The organism is Massilia sp. HP4, assembly GCF_005222695.1.
Taxonomy (GTDB): domain Bacteria; phylum Pseudomonadota; class Gammaproteobacteria; order Burkholderiales; family Burkholderiaceae_D; genus Telluria.
This window is the reverse complement of the sequence record NZ_STGG01000051.1, coordinates 32,640-53,215: the sequence shown is the minus strand read 5'-3', so window position 1 is coordinate 53,215 and position 20,576 is coordinate 32,640. Positions and strand designations below refer to the sequence as shown.

General features: G+C 64.6%; 20 protein-coding genes. 14 read left to right on the top strand and 6 right to left on the bottom strand.

Annotated elements, in window-relative coordinates; all coding sequences use genetic code 11:
* Window positions 1-7: 7 nt before the first annotated feature.
* Window positions 8-1,204 (bottom strand): MFS transporter, encoded by a 1,197-nt coding sequence (locus tag E8M83_RS19555; RefSeq protein WP_137175019.1) that lies wholly within the window; start codon window positions 1,202-1,204, stop codon window positions 8-10.
* A gap of 104 nt (window positions 1,205-1,308) precedes the next feature.
* On the opposite strand from E8M83_RS19555, the gene E8M83_RS19550 reads away from it, so the two are divergent.
* Complete coding sequence (locus E8M83_RS19550) at window positions 1,309-2,232, top strand: LysR family transcriptional regulator (RefSeq protein WP_137175018.1); 924 nt, start codon at window positions 1,309-1,311, stop codon at window positions 2,230-2,232.
* Window positions 2,233-2,357: 125 nt separating this feature from the next.
* Entirely contained in the window at window positions 2,358-2,681 is a 324-nt protein-coding gene (locus tag E8M83_RS19545) for a hypothetical protein (protein ID WP_137175017.1), read from the top strand.
* A 3-nt stretch (window positions 2,682-2,684) separates the two neighbouring features.
* Here E8M83_RS19545 and E8M83_RS19540 read toward each other — a convergent pair whose 3' ends face one another.
* The 3 genes from E8M83_RS19540 to E8M83_RS19530 form a co-directional block, all read right to left on the bottom strand.
* Entirely contained in the window at window positions 2,685-3,938 is a 1,254-nt protein-coding gene (locus E8M83_RS19540; protein ID WP_137175016.1) for a CaiB/BaiF CoA-transferase family protein, read from the bottom strand.
* A 137-nt stretch (window positions 3,939-4,075) separates the two neighbouring features.
* A complete protein-coding gene (locus E8M83_RS19535) occupies window positions 4,076-4,522 on the bottom strand; it encodes a hypothetical protein (protein ID WP_137175015.1) in 447 nt (148 codons plus the stop codon).
* Between the two features lie 126 nt (window positions 4,523-4,648).
* A complete protein-coding gene (locus E8M83_RS19530) occupies window positions 4,649-6,967 on the bottom strand; it encodes a family 1 glycosylhydrolase (protein WP_137175014.1) in 2,319 nt (772 codons plus the stop codon).
* A gap of 314 nt (window positions 6,968-7,281) precedes the next feature.
* On the opposite strand from E8M83_RS19530, the gene trpS reads away from it, so the two are divergent.
* The 3 genes from trpS (at window position 7,282) to E8M83_RS19515 (ending at window position 9,890) form a co-directional block, all read left to right on the top strand.
* On the top strand, window positions 7,282-8,325 hold the full coding sequence (gene trpS, locus E8M83_RS19525) for a tryptophan--tRNA ligase (RefSeq protein ID WP_137175013.1): 1,044 nt from the start codon (window positions 7,282-7,284) through the stop codon (window positions 8,323-8,325).
* Between the two features lie 123 nt (window positions 8,326-8,448).
* A complete protein-coding gene (locus E8M83_RS19520) occupies window positions 8,449-9,357 on the top strand; it encodes a serine endopeptidase (protein ID WP_229491687.1) in 909 nt (302 codons plus the stop codon).
* Between the two features lie 341 nt (window positions 9,358-9,698).
* Window positions 9,699-9,890, top strand: a complete 192-nt coding sequence (locus tag E8M83_RS19515) for a hypothetical protein (RefSeq protein ID WP_373995062.1) — start codon at window positions 9,699-9,701, stop codon at window positions 9,888-9,890.
* A 24-nt stretch (window positions 9,891-9,914) separates the two neighbouring features.
* On the opposite strand, the gene E8M83_RS26130 is transcribed toward E8M83_RS19515, so the two are convergent.
* Entirely contained in the window at window positions 9,915-10,346 is a 432-nt protein-coding gene (locus tag E8M83_RS26130; RefSeq protein ID WP_229491696.1) for a DUF3597 domain-containing protein, read from the bottom strand.
* 692 nt (window positions 10,347-11,038) lie between these two features.
* Here E8M83_RS26130 and E8M83_RS19505 point away from each other — a divergent pair.
* The 8 genes from E8M83_RS19505 to E8M83_RS19470 all read left to right on the top strand — a co-directional run bounded on the left by E8M83_RS19505 (window position 11,039) and on the right by E8M83_RS19470 (window position 19,657).
* Window positions 11,039-11,386: a DUF1294 domain-containing protein gene (locus tag E8M83_RS19505; RefSeq protein ID WP_137175012.1), complete on the top strand. Its 348-nt coding sequence runs from the start codon at window positions 11,039-11,041 to the stop codon at window positions 11,384-11,386.
* A 19-nt stretch (window positions 11,387-11,405) separates the two neighbouring features.
* On the top strand, window positions 11,406-12,167 hold the full coding sequence (gene ugpQ / locus E8M83_RS19500; RefSeq protein WP_137175011.1) for a glycerophosphodiester phosphodiesterase: 762 nt from the start codon (window positions 11,406-11,408) through the stop codon (window positions 12,165-12,167).
* A 105-nt stretch (window positions 12,168-12,272) separates the two neighbouring features.
* Window positions 12,273-12,500, top strand: coding sequence for a hypothetical protein (locus E8M83_RS19495; protein ID WP_137175010.1), 228 nt, complete (start codon window positions 12,273-12,275; stop codon window positions 12,498-12,500).
* Between the two features lie 115 nt (window positions 12,501-12,615).
* Window positions 12,616-15,225 (top strand): alanine--tRNA ligase, encoded by a 2,610-nt coding sequence (gene alaS / locus E8M83_RS19490; RefSeq protein ID WP_137175009.1) that lies wholly within the window; start codon window positions 12,616-12,618, stop codon window positions 15,223-15,225.
* 365 nt (window positions 15,226-15,590) lie between these two features.
* Window positions 15,591-15,818 (top strand): sulfurtransferase TusA family protein, encoded by a 228-nt coding sequence (locus tag E8M83_RS19485; RefSeq protein ID WP_137175096.1) that lies wholly within the window; start codon window positions 15,591-15,593, stop codon window positions 15,816-15,818.
* A gap of 214 nt (window positions 15,819-16,032) precedes the next feature.
* Window positions 16,033-16,782, top strand: coding sequence for an electron transfer flavoprotein subunit beta/FixA family protein (locus E8M83_RS19480; RefSeq protein ID WP_137175008.1), 750 nt, complete (start codon window positions 16,033-16,035; stop codon window positions 16,780-16,782).
* A gap of 36 nt (window positions 16,783-16,818) precedes the next feature.
* On the top strand, window positions 16,819-17,760 hold the full coding sequence (locus tag E8M83_RS19475; protein WP_137175007.1) for an electron transfer flavoprotein subunit alpha/FixB family protein: 942 nt from the start codon (window positions 16,819-16,821) through the stop codon (window positions 17,758-17,760).
* Window positions 17,761-17,866: 106 nt separating this feature from the next.
* Window positions 17,867-19,657 (top strand): acyl-CoA dehydrogenase, encoded by a 1,791-nt coding sequence (locus E8M83_RS19470; RefSeq protein ID WP_137175006.1) that lies wholly within the window; start codon window positions 17,867-17,869, stop codon window positions 19,655-19,657.
* Here the strand turns inward: E8M83_RS19470 and E8M83_RS19465 are convergent.
* Window positions 19,654-20,067 (bottom strand): NINE protein, encoded by a 414-nt coding sequence (locus tag E8M83_RS19465; protein WP_137175005.1) that lies wholly within the window; start codon window positions 20,065-20,067, stop codon window positions 19,654-19,656. The genes E8M83_RS19470 and E8M83_RS19465 overlap by 4 nt on opposite strands.
* Window positions 20,068-20,319: 252 nt before the next feature.
* On the opposite strand from E8M83_RS19465, the gene rpsP reads away from it, so the two are divergent.
* A complete protein-coding gene (gene rpsP, locus E8M83_RS19460; protein WP_123071958.1) occupies window positions 20,320-20,568 on the top strand; it encodes a 30S ribosomal protein S16 in 249 nt (82 codons plus the stop codon).
* The last annotated feature ends 8 nt before the right edge of the window (window positions 20,569-20,576 follow it).

Genomic DNA, 20,576 nt, shown 5'->3' with positions numbered 1-20,576 from the left:
CTCACGGCTACGCAGCCCGGCGCAGGCGCGCCACCAGCGGCGCCAGCACCGCCGCCAGCAGTGCGAAGCCGGCGGCGACATAGCCGACCATGTCCAGCCCGAGCCACGGGATAACGACGCCGCCCAGCATGGCGCCGAGGCCGATGCCCGCGTTCGCGGCCGACACATTGGCGGTGCCGGCCAGCGCCTGCGAATGGGTGGCCGACTTCATCACCCGTACCTGGCAGATCGGGAACAGGCCGGTGTAGGCGATGCCCCACAGCGCCAGCACCGCGCAGAACAGCAGCGGATTGCCGGCCGCCGGCACGCACAGCGCCATGCCGAGCGCCAGCAGGCCGGCAAAGCTTGCGGTGGCCCTGAGCGGTGCGCGGTCGACCGCCTTGCCGCCCAACCAGTTGCCGATCAAGCCGATCGCGCCGAAGCCCATCAGCCACCAGCCGACGTTGGCCGGCGCCACGCCGGCCAGGCGTTCGAGGATGTCGGCCAGGTAGGTATAGGCGGTGAACATGGCGGTAAACACCAGGATCGACAGCGCGACGTTGGCCAGGAAGTAGGGCTCGCGGAACAGGCGCGCCTGCGAGCGAAAATCCACGCGTTTGGCGCGCGCCACGGCCGGCATCAGGCGCCACAGGGCGAGCGCGATCGCCAGCGACAGCACGGCCAGGATCCAGAAGGCGCTGCGCCAGCCGATGCTGTTGGCGGCAATCGTTCCCAGCGGGATGCCGAACAGCAGGGCCGCGGAAATGCCGAGATAGACCTTGGCCACTGCCTGGCCGGCCTTGGCGGGCCCGGCCAGCTCGGCCGCGGTCTCGCTCGCCGTGCCCCAGAACACCGGCAGGGCCAGCGCCGGGATGAAGCGCGCCAGCGCCAGCATCCAGATATTCGTGGCCACCGCCGCCAGCGCATTGGACAGCGCGAACACGACCAGCACCGCGACGAACAGCGCCTTGCGATCGAGGTGGGAGAGCCAGGCCGTCAGCGGCGGACCGAACAGCATGACGGTGAAGGCGAACAGGGTGACCAGTTGGCCGGCCATCGAGATGGACATGCCGAGGTCGCGCGACAGCGCCGGCAGCAGGCCGACGATCAGGAATTCGGTGGTGACGACCAGGAAGCCGGCCAGCGCCAGGATGAAGATCGACAGGCCGGCGGACGACGACGCGGCCGGCTGCGCGATGGCGGCGGGAGAAGATGGGTTGGACATGGTGGATTGATGGTTTGATCAGGGGCGCCATGGTATTGGAAATGGAATTTCCTATCTCGGGCATTTATTCCTATACTTAGCGGAATTTAATTCCGGAATCGATCATGCAAAGCAGTGAACGCCTGAAGGGTGTCGACGTATTCGTGGCCGTGGCCCAGTCGGGCAGCTTCGTGCGCGCGGCCGCGCGCCTGAACCTGACCGGCTCGGCCGTCGGCAAGGCGATCGCGCGTCTCGAGGCGCGCCTGGATGTGCGCCTGTTCGAGCGCACCACGCGCCGGCTGTGCCTGACCGATGCCGGCACCCGCTTCCTGGCCGCCTGCACCCGGGTGCTGGGCGAACTCGAGGACGCCGAACTGGCGCTGCATGCCGAGGGCGCCTTGCTGGCCGGCCGCCTGCGCATCGATCTCCCGGCAACCTATGGACGGGTGATGGTGCTGCCGGTATTGAGCGCCTTCCTGGGCCGCTATCCGCGTATCCGGCCGGTGCTGTCGTTCACCGACCGCTACGTGAACATGATCGACGAAGGTATCGACGTGACCGTGCGCATCGGCAGTCCCGAAGCCTGGTCGCCGCTGCTGGGCCACCGGTTCGTGGGCCAGGACCAGAAAGTGTTTTGCGCGGCGCCGTCCTATCTCGAAGCGCAGGGCGTGCCGGCCTCGATCGAAGACCTCGACCGGCATGCGGCGATCATGTACGGCAAGGCCGACGGCACGATCAGCCCCTGGCTGGTACGGCACGGCAGCGCCCTGGTCGAGCGGCGCGGCGCCGATGAACGGATCGTGGCGGGCGACGCCGAAGCCCAGGCCGGGCTGGCGCTCGCGGGCCTGGGCATCGCCCAGATGTCGACCTGGCTGATCGGACGCCACTTGCGCGACGGCGGCCTGGTGCAGATCCTGCCGCAGCACGCGACCGCGGGCCTGCCGATCCACGTGGTGTGGCCCAAGGCGAAGGAAGGCGTGCCGCGCGTGCGCGAGCTGGTCGAGACCTTGTGCGCGGCGCTGTCGGACGGGATGGGCGATACGGTATGAGTGCCGGCTGGAACGCACCGCCTTTGCCCCGCCGTCCGGCCGCAAACGATGCTTGATAAACCACGATCCTGTCCTAAGCTGGAAGGCTCCAGTGGATTTTTCCACATCATTCCCAGGAGGACATCATGCTGCAAACCGCCGACATCCAGCAACGTTTTAAAAACGTCCAGCAAGTCGTGAACCAGGCCGAGCAAGTCTGTCAAAGCGACCAGAGCGTCCCGAGCGAGATCCGCGACTGCATCCACAAGATCGCCGAGGAAGCCGGGCGCGCGCAAAGCGTCATGCAGTCGAACGACCAGTCGCGCATGGTGCAGGCCATCGACGACCTGGAAGCCATGGGCGACGAGGCCAAGCGCGTCTGCACGTCGACCCGTCCGTCACCGCAAGTCCAGTCGGTCATCGTGCGCGTGCACGACGAGCTGTCGAACCTGAAGCACCAGCTGCACTGATTTTTAGACGATACCCCGATCGCGCAAGGCCGCGATCTCATCCTCGCTCCTGCCCAGCACCTCGCGCAACACCTCGCTCGTGTGCTGGCCCAGCAGGGGCGGGGCCATCCCGCTCGTTGCCGGCGTAGCCGACATGCGGATCGGATTGCGCACCAGTTTCACCTGACCGGCGCTCGGGTGCGGCAGGTCGATTGCCATCGCGCGCGCCACGACCTGCTCGTTGGCGAACACCTCGCCGACGTCGTTGATCGGACCGCAGGGCACGCCTTTTTCTTCCAGCAGGGCGATCCATTCGTCGCGTTTTTTTAGCTTGACCATGTCCGCCAGCAGCGGCACCAGCTGGTCGCGATTCTGCACGCGCAGTGGATTGGTGGCGAAGCGCGGATCCCTGCCCAGCTCCGGCCGGCCGCCGGCCTCGACGAACTTCTGGTACTGGCCGTCGTTGCCGGTGGCGACGATGAGGTGGCCGTCCGCGCAAGCAAAGGTCTGGTAGGGCACGATATTGGCGTGCGCATTGCCCCAGCGCCTGGGCGGCTTGCCGCTGTTGAGGTAATTGCTGCCGACATTGGCCAGCATCGCCACCTGGGTGTCGAGCAGGGCCATGTCGATGTGCTGGCCGTCGCCGCTGCGGTCGCGGTGGGTGAGGGCGGCCAGCACGGCGACCGTCGCATACATGCCGGTCATGAGGTCGGTGAGTGCGACGCCGGCCTTTTGCGGCCCGCCGCCGGGCAGGTCGTCGCGTTCGCCGGTGACCGACATCAGGCCGCCCATGCCCTGGATCAGGAAGTCGTAGCCGGCGCGGTGGGCATAGGGTCCGTCCTGGCCGAAGCCGGTGATCGAGCAGTAGACCAGATCGGGCTTGATCTTGCTGAGCGAGTCGTAGTCGAGGCCATAGCGCTTGAGGTGGCCGACCTTGAAGTTCTCGAGCACCACGTCGCAGTGAACCACCAGCTCGCGCAGCAGGGCCTGGCCTTCGGGGGTGGCGATGTCGACCGTGAGCGAGCGCTTGCCGCGGTTGGCCGACAGGTAATAGGCGGCTTCCAGCGTGTCCTTGCCTTGTTCATCCTTGGCATACGGCGGGCCCCAGGCGCGGGTATCGTCGCCGGCGCCCGGGCGCTCGATCTTGATCACGTCGGCGCCGAGGTCGGCCAGGTTCTGCGAGCACCAGGGGCCGGCCAGCACGCGCGAGAGGTCGAGCACGCGGATGTGGCCGAGCGCTTTGGGCAAGGCGGGGGAAGGGGAACTGGGGGGCGTCATGTCTCGTTTTTCTTGTATGCGATCGGGAAGCGCCGATTATAGCTGGCCCCGCTCGAGCGCTTGCGCCGGCGCCAGGGTATACCGATCAGGTCGGCCAGCCGCCGATGCGCTTCCAGCGCGATCTGGTTTGCTCTTGTTTAGCGAGGAAAGGAAGTCGGTGAATGGATCCTCCTTGCTTCAAAGAAGAAGCCATCCCAGAAGATCACGGCGTGGCCGGATTTTTTGAGGAAGATCCGTGTACAGCCAACATCGACGACGGTGACCGGATTGGGCAGATTCAGATTAACGGCGCTCATTCGCGCTTCCTGGCGCAGGTAAAGATCCGGGACGACACGCTTACTGTCGAACGTCGATACGCGACAGGTATCGGTTCCGAACCGCACTCCCGTTTCACTTATTGTCATGATCCGACCAAGAAGCTGTTTGGCCTGCTCGTGATCAATAGAGGTGATGTCGACGCCGTCCAGGACTGAGGTGAGCTTCCAATCGCCTGTTATCCCGTGCCCTGGCTGCATTGCTTGCGCAGGAAGGCACATCGTCAGGACAATGGCAATCATTGTCGGGTACGTGTCAAAGCTTGCCATTGCAGATTCCCGCGACTGAGAGCGGCCAATGTATCAATCCGGCGGTGAACCTGCTTACGCTCTGTCAAGCGGGCGTTGCATGGCCGGATCGAATGCGGCGTCCGGGCCGCCGCATCCAGGGGCGCATCAGGTCCCGGACTGCACCGCCGCAACCGTATCGGCTTCCGCCTGGCTATCGCCACCTGCCACCGCCTGCCGCCCTTCCGCTTCGGCCAGCAGCGCGCAGCGCTCCGCCTTCTCCGCAGTGCGCAATTCGACATACCGCCGCAGCGCGTCGTCCAGCGTCGGCAACAATGCACCGCGCTCGCTATGCAGCGACGAGTACGCCGGCCGCGCCGCGGTGAAGCCGAATTCCGCGGCCGGCTTGGCCTCCAGCGTCGCCGCATCGACACCGGCCAGCTCGGCCGCGCGCCGCGCCAGCTCGGCCCAGGTAAGTTCGCCCTTGTTGGCCAGGTGCCAGATGCCGGCTTCGCGATCGACCGCGAGGTCCAGGCAGGCATGCACCAGGTCGGGCACATAGGTCGGCGAGATCGTCAAGTCGCTGGCGGCCACGAACGGGTCGCCGCGCTCAAGCGCGTCCAGTGCCAGCGTCACGAAATTATGCCCGTCCCAGGGGCCGAAGAAGGCGCTGGTGCGCACCACCAGCGCGCCCGGGTGGTTGGCCAGCACCGCGCGCTCGGCCTCGAGCTTGCTGCGGCCGTAGACGTTGAGCGGATTGGGCATGTCCGATTCCACATACGGCCGCTCGTTGCTGCCGTCGAATACGAGGTCGCTCGAGAAGGTGGTCAGGTGGATGCCGTGGCGCGCGCAGGCCGCGGCCAGGATGGCGGCGCCGTGCGTGTTCTCGCGCTGGCAGCGTTCCATCTCGTGCTCGGCATCGTCCACCCGCACATAGCCGCAGGTATTGACCACCGCCCACGGCTTGTGCCGGGCCAGCGCGCGCTCGACCGAGTCGGCGTCGGCGATGTCCATGTCCTGGCGCGACAGCAGCTTGTAGGCCAGGTTGCGCTTGTCGCAGATGCGGGCAAACGCCCGGCCCAGGGTGCCGGTCGCGCCCAGGATCAGGATCGGGGCGGCGTCGGTGCCCACCAGGCGGTGGCCGTCGGCCGCGATCGAGGTGAGGGCGGCGGGCGTGGCCACCGGCTGCTGGCACAGGAAGCGGCCCGGCCGGCGCCACCAGCCCTGGGCGCGCAGCACCGGGTGCGACAGCGGCGCGCCGCCCGACAGTTCGCGCATCATCTTTGCCAGGGCGGTCGGGCGCGGCAGCGGCGAGCGCACGTCGAGCGGGCCGGGCTCGTAGTAGCCGCGCTCGACCGTCACCAGGCTGTTCCAGTCGAAGGAACCGAGCAGGGCCCAGACCGTGACCGCGCGCACGTCGACGCCGTTGTCGCGCGACTGCTGGGCCGCTTCCCAGATCTCGAGCAGCCAGCGCATCTGGTCTTCGCGGTTGGCGTCGATATGGGCTTCGGTGATCGCCAGTGGAATGCCATAGCGCTCCCAGATCTCGGACAGCAGCGGGGCGATGCCCGGCGTCGGCGTGGCCAGCACGCGCGAGGCTTCGATGTCGGCGCAGGGGATGCCATCGGCCACGCCGCGATGGTTTGGCGGATAGCGTTCTGGGCGGTGGTCCAGCCAGCGCTCGCTGGTGACGTAGTAATTCACGCCGATCAGGTCCGGCGGGCAGGGATTGTCGCGGAACCACGCTATCTCTTCGGCGGCGACGCCAGTCTTGCGCAGGTAGTTCCACAGCTTGTGTTCGGGCCCGACCATGCCGCACAGCAGGTCCCAGCCCAGCCAGCGGCGTTCATTGTAGAACTCGGCCACATGGCCCAGTTCGGGCGTGCTGTAGGTCTTGCCGAGGTCGTCGGTCTGCACCAGTTTTGCATGCGGGTTGACGGCGCGGATGGCGCGCATCGACAGCACGGTGGCGCGGCACTGGTTGAGCAGGGCGTCGATGAAGGTGCGGTCGTCGCGGCCGTGCGGATACCAGACGCCGTACAGGCCGGCGAAGCGCGCGGTGGTGCAGATTTCGTTGACCGGGGTGTAGTACTCGAGCCACGGGTAGCGCGCGGCGACCGCGCCGGCATAGTCGGCCAGCCCTTGCGCAAAGCCGGGATCGACCAGGCTCGTGTGGCGCGGGCCGCTGCCATGGTGGATCAGACCGGCGATCGGGGTCACGCCGGCAGCGCGCAGCGCGGCCAGGCGCTCGTCCGGCCAGCGCCAGTCGGCTTGCTCGATGCCGTCGGGGGCGGTGCGTTCCCACAGGATCGGGTAGCGGATGGCGCGGATGCCCAGGCCGGCGAAGCGCTCGATGTCGCAGGCGCGCGCGCTGTGGCCGTTGCGGTCGAGCTGGCTGAAATAGGTGTCCTGGACACGGTTGACCGTGCATTCGAGGCCGCCCCAGAGTTCGAGGGGAGTCGCTGGGCTGTTCGTGCTCTTGTTCATGGCTGTTCTTATTCCTTAATTTTATGGCAACAAAATATCGGCAATGCGGCGCTACCGAGGATCAAACTGCGTTGGGAGGGCCCTGCCTGCCGGATCACGGCGCCGATTGCATTGGGCAGCGGGTTGACAGCGCGACGCCAACCTGCAACCATGCGGTCCATGATCTTTCCGAAAGCACATCCAATTCTTGCCTGGTGGCGCCGCTCCTAGCGCGCGGCCCCGGAAATGATGTGCATTCCAGCTAACGCCGCCTCGATTTGGGTGGCGTTCATTCTTTGACGCAGGACGATCGAGGCATCTACCAAGGACCTCCGATGACCCTGCAACAAAATACTGCTTCTACTTCTACTTCTGCTCCTGCGAACCAGATCATCCTGACCGGCGACCGTCCGACCGGTCCGCTGCACCTCGGCCACTTCGTGGGCAGCCTGCGCGACCGCGTGCGCTACCAGCACGAATACCGCCAATTCGTCATGCTCGCCGACTCGCAGGCGCTCACCGACAATATGGATGACCTGGGTAAGGTACACCGGAACGTGGTCGAGGTGGCGCTCGATTACCTCGCGGTCGGGATCGACCCGGCCAAGACCACGATCTTCATCCAGTCGCAGATCCCGGAGCTGACCGAGCTGACCTTTTATTACCTGAACCTGGTGACCGTCGCGCGCCTCGAGCGCAACCCGACCGTCAAGGCCGAAATCGTCCTGCGCGGCTTCGAGCGCGACATCCCGGCCGGCTTCCTGACCTATCCGGCCAGCCAGGCTGCCGACATCACCGCCTTCAAGGCCAGCGTGGTGCCGGTGGGCGAAGACCAGATCCCGATGATCGAGCAGTGCAACGAGATCGTGCGCCGCTTCAACCGCATCGTCGGCCGCGACGTGCTGGTCGAGGCCAAGGCCTTCGTGCCGGAAGTCGGCCGCCTGCCGGGCATCGACGGCAAGGCCAAGATGAGCAAGTCGCTCGGCAATACCATCAACCTGGGCGCCAGCGCCGACGAGATCCGCGCCGCGGTCAAGAACGTCTATACCGACCCGCTGCACCTGAAGGTGTCGGATCCGGGCCATATCGAGGGCAATGTCGCCTTCACCTATCTCGACGCCTTCGACACCGACAAGGAAGGCCTGGCCGAGATGAAGGCGCACTACCAGCGAGGCGGCCTGGGCGACAGCATCGTCAAGAAACGCCTGGAAGGCATCCTGCAAGACTTGCTGGCGCCGATCCGCGCCCGCCGCGAAGAGTTTGCCAAGGATCCGGCCCAGGTCATGAAGATGCTGCAGGAAGGCACGCTGAAAGCGCGCGAAGTGGCGGCGGCGACCACCGACGAGGTCAAGAAGGCGCTCGGCCTGTCCTACTTCTGAACGGTGTTTGGTATCGCTTTGCGATACTTGCGGTAGCGCAAGCCAGGTCCCTGATATTTACCAGTAGCAGGGTACGCCGGACGATGGCAAGCTGCGGGCTTGTCCATCGCCCAGGAGTGCTTCATGAGCAAAGGCTTGCGCCTGACCGAACAATGGATGCAGCGCGCCTTGTGGCTCGTCGCACTGGTCTTTGCCGCATTCCTGGTCGGCCTTGGCGGCCTGGTCGTGCAGAACCTGCGCAACGTCGAAGAGCCCTTGACTGTCGAGCAGTTCATGAACCCGGCCCAGGTCGGCAAGCTGCGCGCCGAGATGTCGGCGCAAGAAAAGCGCATCGAGGCGGCGCGCACGCGCCTGGAGCAGGCCAGCCAGAAGCACACGGTGGCGCAATCGAATACGCGCTCGGCGCGTTCGACCTTCGACGACTGGCTGGCGACGCGGCAAGCGACCGCGCGGCCCGAGCAAGACCCCGAATTGATCAAGCGTACCCAGGGCCTGGAGGCCCTGGAGCGCGCTGAACGCGCCGCCCTGGCGGCGGTGGAAGGCGAGCAGCAGACGATGCTGGACGCAACCCAGGCCTATGAGCGCGCCAGCCTGCGTTGGCGCGCGCTGGAAGAGCCGGCCCAGCACGCCTTTGCCGACGAAGTCGAGGCGCGCGAGCTGCGCGTCTTTCTCTACCGCCTGGCGCTGACCCTGCCGTTGCTGCTGGGCGCCGCCTGGCTGTTCAGGCACAAGCGCAAGACGCCGGACTGGCCGTTCGCCTGGGGCTTTATCCTCTTTGCCCTGTTCACCTTTTTCTTCGAGCTGGTGCCCTATCTGCCGAGCTATGGCGGCTATGTCAGGTATATCGTCGGCATCATTCTCACGATCGTCGCGGGTCGCTATGCCATCGCCTGGCTGCAGGGCTATCTGACGCGCCAGAAACAGGCCGAGGCGCTGCCCGACGCCGAGCGGCGCCAGGGCATGCGTTATGACGTGGTCCAGGCGCGCCTGGCCAAGGGCGTGTGCCGTTCTTTCAAACTTACGCAAAGCTAACCACAGTTAACTTTACTGTTGAATTCCTGATTCACCGGAGACGGTTTCACCTGACAATTCGCATGCCAGGCCAGCGCCTTCTCCTCCACAGGCAGGGACGGTGGAACTCACCGCCAACAACTTTACCTGCAACCAAATGCAGCCGCAGATAATTGTAAGAGTGTCAGACCAGAAGATAGTTCCCGAACTTGTCTCGGCAAAGAAGCTTTTTTCGTGCTTTGCGCGACATTGATGGTCGCAGAACTTCTTCGATAGCGATGTAGCCGGATGCATGGATTATGCGGGATAGCAAAATCAACGGGCAATCTGATCAACCTGAATAGGTTTGAGCAATTCTAAACATGTATCGGCTAACTGATGAAAACCCCGGCTGCGAGCGCGCGGTCGACCTCAAGGACGGCAAGAGCGATTTCTGCCCGCATTGCGGCATCGGCCTGTTCAACCGCTGCGGCAGTTGTGAGACGCGCAAGAACGCGTTCGCACGATTCTGCCTGGCCCGCGGGACTGCGGCGAACACGACGCTGGCGGATTAGCCCGCGCCGCGCCCGCCCGCCGGATCAGTCGCGCAGGTCGGCCGGCACCTTGCCGCCGTTGGCGGCCAGCTTGTTCATCACCTGGCGGTGCAGCCAGATATTCATCTTGGCCGAGTCGCCGGTGTCGCCGGTGTAGTTCAGCTCGGCTGCCAGTTCCTTGCGCGATTGCAGGCTGCTGTCCAGGCCGAGCAATTTGAGCAGGTCGACGATCGAGGTGCGCCAGTTGAGTTGCTGGCCGGACGACTTCTGCATATCGTTCAAGACCTGCTCGACGTCGACCTGCTGCATCGGCGCAGCAGCCGGTGCGGCAGGGGTGGCGGCCGGTGCCGCAGCCGGTGCGGCTTGCGGGGCTGGCGCGGCGCTTGTTGCTGCCGGTGCAGCAGCCGTCGTCGCGGCAGGCGCCGCATCTTTTTTACCTGGGAAAATTTTGTGGAAGATATTGCTCAGGATACCCACGGGACCCTCCTTTTCTGGTGATTGCTTGCGGATGTTGTTGGCCATATAGCCGAGTGCGACGGCCAGCGCGGCGCCGCCGGCCGCCTTGATCAAGGTCGGATGCTCGGCATAGAAGTCGCTCATACGATCGACAATGCCGGGATTCTGTTGTTGCGCCTTTTCGGCCAGTTCTTGCACTTGCTCAGGCGAGACTTGTGCCGCCTGTTCCGGCGTCACCTTCGCTGGTGCATTGCCGCCGAAAATCTTGCCCAGCGCACCGCCGGCTACCGAGCCCAGCAGGCCGCCGCCGGCGCCGCCCAGCAGCTTGTCGAGCATGCCGGCGCGCTGGTTGGGATTACTCTGGCCGAACAGCTGGCTGACCATCTGCGGGAAGGGCGGAGTCTGGTCCGAGCGCAAGGCGCTGGCGATGCCCTCGGCGATGCTGGCGCGGGGCGCGTTCTGCGCCACCTGGTCGAAGTCGTCGGCCGCCTTGCCATTATTGGCAATGGCGCCACCGACGTATTGCTGCAATAAATTTCCTAAATCAAAAGCCATGTCATCTCCTGCTGATGTGATACCTGTGAGAGACTCAGGGTAGGCCTTCGGTATCACGCGCTCTGTTCGATGACGAACCCAGGACGGCATTGCAGGGCAGATGGTTGTGCATGTTTGCCATATGGACATTCGTGGTCCGGGAGCGGTAAGCTTCGGCCATGCCTTATTTGCCGCTTGCCCTGTTGGCCGTCATCTACCTGTTCGCCAGCCTGGCCTGGGATATGTCCCAGCTGGTCGGCGCAGCCTATCTGACGACGAGCCTCACCTGTTTCGTCGCCTATGCCATCGACAAGTCGGCGGCGCGCGCGGGCGCCTGGCGCACGCCCGAGTCCACCTTGCTGATCCTGGGCCTGGTGGGCGGCTGGCCGGGCGCGCTGCTGGCGCAACAGTGGCTGCGCCACAAGACCAGCAAGCAACCGTTCCAGCGCAAGTTCCAGCTGACGGTGGCGCTCAACCTGGGCGCCTTCGCCTGGCTGGCCTGGCGCTTCGGCGTGCCGGCCGCTTAACCATCGAAAGGACTCGACTATGTGGCCTTATCCACGTGTGATCGCACACCGTGGGGGCGGCACGCTCGCCCCTGAAAATACCCTCGCAGCCGTGCGCTGCGGCATCGATCATGGCTATCGCGCGATCGAGTTCGATGTGATGCTGGCGCGCGATAAGGTGCCGGTCGTCATCCACGACCAGGACCTGGGTAAACGCCTGGGAGGGAAGGGGATGGTCGACGACTACGACGCTGCCGACCTTGCCCTGATGGATGTCGGTTCATGGGCTGGCCCCGGCTTTGCCGGCGAACCGATTCCCTACTTTGCCGACTTCGCCGCCTTCTGCAAAACGCAGGGCGTCTGGATGAATATCGAGATCAAGCCCGCGCGTTGGCAGGCCCGTGCCACCGGCCGGGCCGTGGCAAGCTTGGCGGCCCGGATGTTTGCGGATGAACTGCGCGGCGCCGACCGGTCCCGCCTGCCGCTGCTGTCGTCGTTCAAGAAATCTGCCCTGCAGGCCGCCCGCGAGGTGGCGCCCGAACTGCCGCGCGGCCTCCTGTTCCGCAAAACCGCGAAGCTGCCGTCCAACTGGGAAGCGCGCGCCCACCAGGTTGGAGCGAGCGCGGTCCACCTGCACCATCAGACGCTGGACGAGCAGGGCGCCCGGGCGATCAAGGCAGCCGGCTTCGGCCTGTTCTGCTACACCGTCAACGATCCGGGCCGCGCGCGCACCTTGCTCGAATGGGGCGTGGACGCCTTCTGCACCGACCGCATCGACCTGATCGGGCCGGATTTCGCCTGAACCGGGCTGCCTGGGATGTCGGCTCAGCAATATATTTTGCAGGCAGCCTCAAGAATAGTGCCGGGGGAGACGATAAGTATTCACGATCTCTCTGATGCAGCAGCAATGGCACCCTCGACCACCATCATCCCGTTTTCCCCGCACGCCGACGGCGCCCAGGCCGCCGTGAACCACTGGCTCGGCCTCGTCGCCGTGGCATTGCAGGCACGTCCGCGCACGCTCGATGCCGGCCCGGACGGCCAGGCCCGTGCGCGCATCCTGCAGCAGGCCGCCCTGACGATGCTGGCGCCGGTCGAACCGAGGGCGCGCGCGGTGCGCGAGCTGCTGCGCTGATTCCACTGTTGCATGCTGGCTTGTCAATATCGCCAGGACCGATATTGACGGCGGCGGCTAGGCTATAATCGTTTCTTTATATGGCAAGCTGCCCCATTCCGCCTCTCCAACAGACATGAAATCCTCAGACATTCGCGAAAAGTTCCTGAAGTTCTTTGAATCCAAAGGCCATTCCATCGTGCGTTCCAGCCCGCTGGTGCCGGGCAATGACCCGACCATGCTGTTGACCAATAGCGGGATGGTGCAGTTCAAGGACGTGTTCCTGGGCCTGGACAGCCGCCCGTATTCGCGCGCGACCTCGGTCCAGCGCTGCGTGCGTGCCGGCGGCAAGCACAACGACCTGGAAAACGTCGGCTACACCGCGCGTCACCACACCTTCTTTGAAATGCTGGGCAACTTCAGCTTCGGCGACTATTTCAAGCGCGATGCGATCCAGTACGCCTGGGAACTGCTGACGAAGGTCTACGGCCTGCCGGCCGACAAGCTGACCGTCACCGTCTATTTCGAGGACGACGAAGCCTACGATATCTGGGCCAACGAGATCGGGGTGCCGCAAGAGCGCATCATCCGCATCGGCGACAACAAGGGTGCGCGCTACGCCTCGGACAACTTCTGGCAGATGGCCGACACCGGCCCTTGCGGTCCGTGCACCGAGATCTTCTATGACCACGGCGCCGACATCTGGGGCGGCCCTCCAGGCTCGGCCGAGGAAGACGGCGACCGCTTCATCGAGATCTGGAATTTGGTGTTCATGCAGTTCAACCGCGACGAAGCGGGCAATATGACCCCGCTGCCGAAGCCGTCGATCGATACCGGCATGGGCATGGAGCGCCTGGCCGCCGTGCTGCAGCACGTGCACAGCAACTACGAGATCGACCTGTTCCAGAACCTGATCAAGGCGGCCGCGCGCGAGACCGGCATCGAAGACCTGGGCAACAACTCGCTCAAGGTCATCGCCGACCACATCCGTTCGGCCTCGTTCATGATCGTCGACGGCATCATCCCGAGCAGCGAAGGCCACGGATATGTCTTGCGCCGCATCATCCGCCGCGCGCTGCGCCACGGCCACAAGCTGGGCCAGACGAAACCGTTCTTCTACAAGCTGGTGGCCGACCTCGACCTCGAGATGGGCGAAGCCTATCCTGAACTGCGCAACGTGAAAGACCGCGTGGCCTCGGTGCTCAAGGCCGAGGAAGAGCGTTTCGGCGAGACCCTCGAAAACGGCATGAAGATCCTGGAAGCCCAGCTGGCCAAGGATCCGAACAACCTCGACGGCGGCACCGCCTTCACGCTGTACGACACCTATGGCTTCCCGCTCGACCTGACCGCCGACATCTGCCGCGAGCGCAACGTCACGCTCGACGAGGCAGGCTTTGCCGCCGCCATGGAACAGCAGAAGAAGACCGCCCGCGCCGCCGGCAAGTTCAAGATGGCCGCCAACGTCGAGTACGCGGGCGAGAAGACCAAGTTCGTCGGCTACGACGCGCTGGCCCACAACACCCACGTGCTGGCGCTGTACGCCGACGGCGTGAAGGTCGACGAGCTCACGGCCGGCCAGGCCGGCATCGTGGTGCTCGACACCACCCCGTTCTATGCCGAATCGGGCGGCCAGGTCGGCGACCAGGGCGTGATTGGCGCTGGCGGCGTGCGGTTCGAGGTCGAAGACACGCTCAAGATCCAGGCCGACGTGTTCGGCCACCATGGCGTGCTGCGCGCAGGTTCGCTCAAGGTGGGCGACACCGTCGACGCGCAAGTCGATACCGTCAAGCGCGGCCGCACCATCCGCAACCACTCGGCGACCCACCTGATGCACAAGGCCTTGCGCGAAGTGCTGGGCAGCCACGTGCAGCAAAAGGGCTCGCTGGTCGATCCGGACAAGACCCGCTTCGACTTCAGCCACCCGCAGGCGCTCACCGCCGACGAGATCGCGCAAGTGGAAACCATCGTCAACCGCGAGATCCTCGAGAATCACCCGACCCAGTCGCACCACATGAGCTTCGACGACGCCGTCAAGCATGGCGCGATGGCGCTGTTCGGCGAAAAATACGGCGACACCGTGCGCGTACTGGACATCGGCACCTCGAAAGAGCTGTGCGGCGGCGTCCACGTGACCCGCACCGGCGACATCGGCCTGTTCAAGATCGTGTCGGAAGGCGGCGTTGCCGCCGGCATCCGCCGCGTCGAAGCGGTGACGGGCGAGGGCGCACTGGCCCTGGTGCAGTCGATCAACCGCAAGCTGGTCGAAGCGGCCGGCGCCCTCAAGACCAGCCCGGACGAGCTGACCACCCGCATCGCCCAGGTGCAAGACCAGGTGAAAGTGCTGGAGAAGGAGGTTTCCGCACTCAAGTCGAAGCTGGCGGCAGGCCAGGGCGACGAGCTGGCGGGCAAGGCGGTCGACGTCAACGGCATCAAGGTGCTGGCGGCCACCATGGAGGGCGCCGACGTCGCCACCCTGCGCGAAGCGATGGACAAGCTCAAGGACAAGCTGCAGACGGCTGCCATCGTGCTGGCCAGCGTGGCCGACGGCAAGGTCAGCCTGATCGCGGGCGTGACCAAGGACGCCACCGGCAAAGTAAAAGCCGGTGAGCTGGTGAACTTCGTCGCCCAGCAGGTGGGCGGCAAGGGCGGCGGCCGTCCTGATATGGCGCAAGCGGGCGGCACCGATCCATCGGGCCTGCCGGCAGCGCTGGCCGGCGTGGCTGGCTGGGTCGGCGAGCGCGCCTGATTGTCCTGAGTTATTAGTCGGACTATTGACGCCACCTTCGGGTGGCGTTTTGCTTGCGCGGCCCTGGTCTCGGCCGAAAGTCGTAACACTTTGTTTTAATGGACGTTTCGTCTATTGCGCGCCCCATTTCGGACCGCATCTAGGGGATGTGATGCACCGCTGCAGTGCCGTTTCGTGAGCATCCAGTACACACTCAATGTTCTTAGGTCAAGCATTTCACATTGAGGTTGCAGTCTCGCAACAATGTGTGACTATTTTGGTGCGGTGCGTCATACTGCCCGAATTGGAGTAGTATGCGACTGAAGTTGGACCACTTAATCAAAGCAGGCAATGCGATGAGCGATATCACTTTCGAAACCGAGACCATGGAATTCCAGAGAGACCTGGATGCGCGCGGATTGAACTGCCCGCTGCCTATCCTCAAAGCCAAGAAGGCGCTCGCCGAGATGGAAACCGGCCAGGTGCTGCGCATCGTTGCCACCGACACCGGCTCCGTGCGTGACTTCCAGGCATTTGCCAAGCAGACTGGCAATGCCTTGCTGGCCCATACCCATGAGAATGGCGAGTTCATCTTCCTGATGCGCCGCAAATAATGCGACAGGCTGCAGGTCATGCTGCAGCCGCGTGCGTATCGACGTGACGGGGCGTCCAGCCCCGTCTGCTTCCCTTGAAACAGCGGCCTGAGCAGTTTAGGCGATTTGCTCTAATTAAAAATCGTACGATCGTGCTTTAATTTGGCCCGCAGCGTCGATTTCTCATATAATCTAGGCCACTTATTTCGATCCATCCCATTTTTAAAGGCACCCTATGAAAGTCCTGGTACCCGTCAAACGCGTGGTCGACTACAACGTCAAGGTTCGCGTCAAGTCCGACAATAGCGGCGTCGATGTCGCCAACGTCAAGATGTCGATGAACCCGTTCGACGAGATCGCACTGGAAGAGGCGACCCGCCTGAAAGAAGGCGGCAAGGTCACCGAGGTGGTGGCGGTCTCGGTGGGTGTGGCCCAGTGCCAGGAAACCCTGCGTACCGGCATGGCGATCGGCGCCGACCGCGGCATCCTGGTGGAAACCGCGGGCGATACCGAGCCGCTGGCCGTGGCCAAGATCGTCAAGGCGCTGGCCGACAAGGAACAGCCGCAGCTGATCATCCTGGGCAAGCAGGCGATCGACGACGACTCGAACCAGACCGGCCAGATGCTGGCTGCGCTGCTGGGCTGGCCGCAAGCCACCTTCGCCTCGAAAGTCGTGCTGGAAGACGGCAAGGTGACCGTGACCCGTGAAGTCGACGGCGGCCTTGAAACCGTGGCCCTGACCCTGCCGGCCATCATCACCACCGACCTGCGCCTGAACGAACCGCGCTATGTCACGCTGCCGAACATCATGAAGGCGAAGAAGAAGCCGCTCGAAACCGTCAAGCCAGAAGACCTGGGCGTGGACGTGACGCCGCGCCTGAAGACCCTGAAGGTCGTCGAGCCGGCCAAGCGCTCGGCTGGCGTCAAGGTGCCGGACGTGGCTACCCTGGTGCAGAAACTGCGCACCGAAGCCAAAGTCATCTGAACGCCGTTCGCTCGTCAAACATACATAGGAATCAATATGGTCGCATTAGTCATTGCTGAACACGACAACGGCTCCCTGAAGGGCGCTACCCACCACACCGTGACGGCTGCCGCCCAGTGCGGCGCTGCCGGTGCAAATGAGGTCCACATCCTGGTCGCCGGCTCGAACTGCGGCGCCGCCGCCGAAGCCGCCGCGCAGATCGCCGGCGTGGCGAAAGTGCTGGTCGCCGATGCGCCGCACTTCGCCGACGGCCTGGCCGAGAACGTGGCCGAGCAGATCCTGGCGGTCGCTGGCGACTACTCGCACATCCTGGCCCCGGCCACCGCCTACGGCAAGAACATCCTGCCGCGCGTGGCCGCCAAGCTCGACGTGGCGCAGATCTCCGAGATCACCAAGGTCGATTCGCCCGACACCTTCGAGCGTCCGATCTACGCCGGTAACGCGATCGCCACCGTGCAATCGGGCGACAAGGTCAAGGTCATCACCGTGCGCGGCACCGCCTTCGATTCGGCAGCCGGCGGCGGTTCGGCCGCCATCGAGAACGTCACCGCGGTGGCCGACTCGGGCACCTCGACCTTCGTGGGCCGCGAACTGGCCAAGTCGGATCGTCCGGAACTGACCGCCGCCAAGGTGATCGTCTCGGGTGGCCGCGGCATCGGTTCGGCCGACAACTTCAAGATCCTGGAGCCGCTGGCCGACAAGCTGGGCGCAGCCATGGGCGCGTCGCGCGCCGCGGTCGACGCCGGCTTCGTGCCGAACGACTGGCAGGTTGGCCAGACCGGCAAGATCGTCGCCCCGACCCTGTACATTGCGGTCGGCATCTCGGGCGCGATCCAGCACCTGGCCGGCATGAAGGATTCGAAGACCATCGTCGCCATCAACAAGGACCCGGAAGCGCCGATCTTCTCGGTCGCCGACTACGGCCTGGTGGGCGACCTGTTCGAGGTCGTGCCGGAACTGGTCAAGGAACTGGGCTGATCGCGCGGCGCGCTCGCCACGACGCGCCGCCCACGCCAGCATACGCCGTTCCCGCCCGCGCAGGAACGGCGTTTTTTTTTGCATGAGAGACAATCAGGAGACATAGGTGAGCTATAACGCCCCGCTGAAAGACATGCAGTTCGTCCTCAATGAACTAGCCAACCTCGCCGAGATCAACGCGCTGCCCGGCCTTGATGCCGCGACCCCCGACACCGTCGAAGCGGTGCTGGAAGAGAACGCGAAATTCTGCGGCGAGGTCATCGCCCCGCTGAACCATGCCGGCGACAAGGAACCCAGCTCTTGGGCCGACGGCGAAGTCACGACGACCAAGGGTTTCAAGGAAGCCTTCCGCGCCTATGCCGACGCCGGCTGGCAGGGCGTGCAGCATCCGCAGGAATTCGGCGGCCAGGGCTTGCCCAAGCTGGTGGCCACGCCGTGCATGGAAATGCTGCACGGGGCCAACCTGTCGTTCGCGCTGGTGGCGCTGCTGTCCGATGGCGCCATCGAGGCGCTGCTGACGGCCGGTTCGGATGCGCAGAAGGCGCGCTTCCTCGAGCCGCTGGTCTCGGGCAAGTGGACCGGCACCATGAACCTGACCGAGCCGCAGGCCGGTTCCGACCTGGCGGCGGTACGCACCCGCGCCGAGCCGCAGGGCGACGGCACCTTTAAAATCTTCGGCACCAAGATCTTCATTACCTATGGCGAGCACGATATGGCCGAGAACATCGTCCACCTGGTGCTGGCCAGGACGCCCGATGCGCCGCCGGGCGTGAAAGGCATCTCGCTGTTCATCGTGCCCAAGTTCATGATCGGCGACGACGGCTCGCTGGGCGAGCGCAACGACGTGTACTGCGTCTCGATCGAGCACAAGCTGGGCATCAAGGCCAGCCCGACCGCCGTGCTGCAGTTCGGCGACCACGGTGGCGCGATCGGCACCCTGGTGGGCGAAGAGAACCGCGGCCTGGAATACATGTTCATCATGATGAACGCGGCCCGCTTCGGCGTCGGCATGCAGGGCGTCGGCCTGGCCGAACACGCCTACCAGCAGGCGGTGGCGTTCGCGAAGGACCGCATCCAGTCGCGCGATGTGGCGGGTTCCCCTGGCCCGGTGGCGATCATCAATCACCCGGACGTGCGCCGCATGCTGATGTCGATGCGCGCCCAGACCGAGGCGGCGCGGGCGCTGGCCTATGTCGCCGCCGGCATCTCGGACCTGGCCCATCACCATCCCGACGAGGCGACGCGCAAGGCCAATCTCGCCGTCTACGAATACCTGGTGCCGGTCATCAAGGGCTGGTCGACCGAGATGAGCGAGAATGTGGCGCGCGACGGCGTGCAGGTGCATGGCGGCATGGGCTTCATCGAAGAAACCGGCGCCGCCCAGCACTACCGCGACGCCAAGATCCTCACGATCTACGAGGGCACGACCGCGATCCAGGCCAACGACCTGGTTGGCCGCAAGACGGTGCGCGATGGCGGCGCGGTGGCGAAATCGCTGCTGGCGCAGGTGGATGGGGTCGTCCAGGAGCTGGCCGAAGCGCAAAGCGTCGATTTCACCGCGATCGCGCGCAGCCTGCGCGATGGCGCTGAAGCCTTGGGGTATGTGGTCGACTATATGGTGGAACACGCCAAGGGCGATCCGCGTGGCGTGTACGCCGGTAGTGTCACTTACCTGAAGCTGGCCGGCATCGTGCTCGGCGGCTGGCAGATGGCGCGCGCGGCCATCGTGGCGCAGAACAAGCTCGACGCGGGCGAGGGCGATGCCGCCTTCTATCGCGCCAAGATCGCCACCGCACGCTTCTACGCCGACCACATCCTGTCGCAGGCACGCGGCCTGCGCCACGCCATCACGGAAGGCGCTGCCGGCGTGCTGGCCCTGGACGTCGAGCAGTTCTAACCGTAGGCCCCGCCTGTAAACAACAGGTCGAACAGCCGTGCCATCGTCCCGATCAGGACGATGGTGCCGGCCAGCATCGTGATGATCAGCAGCACCGGCAAGGTCCAGTTCGAGCGCGACTGCCGGCCGCTGCCCTTGTTGTGTTTCTCATCCCACTTCTCGTCCGGCGTCAGCCCGATCACCAGCGCTTCGATGAAGCCCGCGATGAACGATACCAGCAGCGGCAGCATCATATAGAAGGGATGCGGCTTGACCGCGCCATACAGGATGCCGGCGATGGGCAGGGCGCACAGGTGCAGCAGCCCGAGCCGGTCGGCCCCGCCCTTGAGGTAAAAGCGATGCGCCCCGAGGCCACCCAGCAGCAGTGCGAGCAGGGTGGCGACGGTCTTGTTCTTGTGTGAAGCGGCCATAGATGCTGTTCAAAGTTTAAGGACAGCAAGAGTATCGTCCAAATTTGCAGGAATGGCACGTTTGGGGCGACAGGCTGCTGAAATGGCGGGATGGCCGGTGGCGGTGTGGCGAAAAATCAGCGATAATGGTTGATTGTGCTGGGACGACAGTTGGTGAAGTCGGCCCTGTTGTCATTAACGCTTGCTGCTGTTCGGTGTCGCGCGCTATAATCGTCGACTTTCTCCGTCCAGAACAACTTTTTCGGAAATATTATGGTCGTTATTCGTTTGGCTCGTGGTGGCGCTAAAAAGCGCCCGTTCTTCAACATCGTTGCAACCGATTCGCGCAACCGTCGCGATGGTCGTTTCATCGAGCGCATCGGTTTCTACAACCCGATGGCTTCGGGCGCCGAAGTCGGCCTGCGTATCGCTGCTGACCGTCTGGCTCACTGGCAAGGCGTTGGCGCACAACTGTCGCCGACCGTCGCTCGCCTGGTCGCCCAGCAAAAGCCAGCTGCTTAAATTTAAGC

Excerpts from the sequence above, each read along its gene's own strand:
- E8M83_RS19555 (WP_137175019.1), bottom strand. The coding sequence starts at position 1,204 with ATGTCCAACCCATCTTCTCCCGCCGCCATCGCGCAGCCGGCCGCGTCG.
- E8M83_RS19550 (WP_137175018.1), top strand. The coding sequence starts at position 1,309 with ATGCAAAGCAGTGAACGCCTGAAGGGTGTCGACGTATTCGTGGCCGTG.
- E8M83_RS19545 (WP_137175017.1), top strand. The coding sequence starts at position 2,358 with ATGCTGCAAACCGCCGACATCCAGCAACGTTTTAAAAACGTCCAGCAA.
- E8M83_RS19540 (WP_137175016.1), bottom strand. The coding sequence starts at position 3,938 with ATGACGCCCCCCAGTTCCCCTTCCCCCGCCTTGCCCAAAGCGCTCGGC.
- E8M83_RS19535 (WP_137175015.1), bottom strand. The coding sequence starts at position 4,522 with ATGGCAAGCTTTGACACGTACCCGACAATGATTGCCATTGTCCTGACG.
- E8M83_RS19530 (WP_137175014.1), bottom strand. The coding sequence starts at position 6,967 with ATGAACAAGAGCACGAACAGCCCAGCGACTCCCCTCGAACTCTGGGGC.
- trpS (WP_137175013.1), top strand. The coding sequence starts at position 7,282 with ATGACCCTGCAACAAAATACTGCTTCTACTTCTACTTCTGCTCCTGCG.
- E8M83_RS19520 (WP_229491687.1), top strand. The coding sequence starts at position 8,449 with ATGAGCAAAGGCTTGCGCCTGACCGAACAATGGATGCAGCGCGCCTTG.
- E8M83_RS19515 (WP_373995062.1), top strand. The coding sequence starts at position 9,699 with ATGTATCGGCTAACTGATGAAAACCCCGGCTGCGAGCGCGCGGTCGAC.
- E8M83_RS19505 (WP_137175012.1), top strand. The coding sequence starts at position 11,039 with ATGCCTTATTTGCCGCTTGCCCTGTTGGCCGTCATCTACCTGTTCGCC.
- ugpQ (WP_137175011.1), top strand. The coding sequence starts at position 11,406 with ATGTGGCCTTATCCACGTGTGATCGCACACCGTGGGGGCGGCACGCTC.
- E8M83_RS19495 (WP_137175010.1), top strand. The coding sequence starts at position 12,273 with ATGGCACCCTCGACCACCATCATCCCGTTTTCCCCGCACGCCGACGGC.
- alaS (WP_137175009.1), top strand. The coding sequence starts at position 12,616 with ATGAAATCCTCAGACATTCGCGAAAAGTTCCTGAAGTTCTTTGAATCC.
- E8M83_RS19485 (WP_137175096.1), top strand. The coding sequence starts at position 15,591 with ATGGAATTCCAGAGAGACCTGGATGCGCGCGGATTGAACTGCCCGCTG.
- E8M83_RS19480 (WP_137175008.1), top strand. The coding sequence starts at position 16,033 with ATGAAAGTCCTGGTACCCGTCAAACGCGTGGTCGACTACAACGTCAAG.
- E8M83_RS19475 (WP_137175007.1), top strand. The coding sequence starts at position 16,819 with ATGGTCGCATTAGTCATTGCTGAACACGACAACGGCTCCCTGAAGGGC.
- E8M83_RS19465 (WP_137175005.1), bottom strand. The coding sequence starts at position 20,067 with ATGGCCGCTTCACACAAGAACAAGACCGTCGCCACCCTGCTCGCACTG.
- rpsP (WP_123071958.1), top strand. The coding sequence starts at position 20,320 with ATGGTCGTTATTCGTTTGGCTCGTGGTGGCGCTAAAAAGCGCCCGTTC.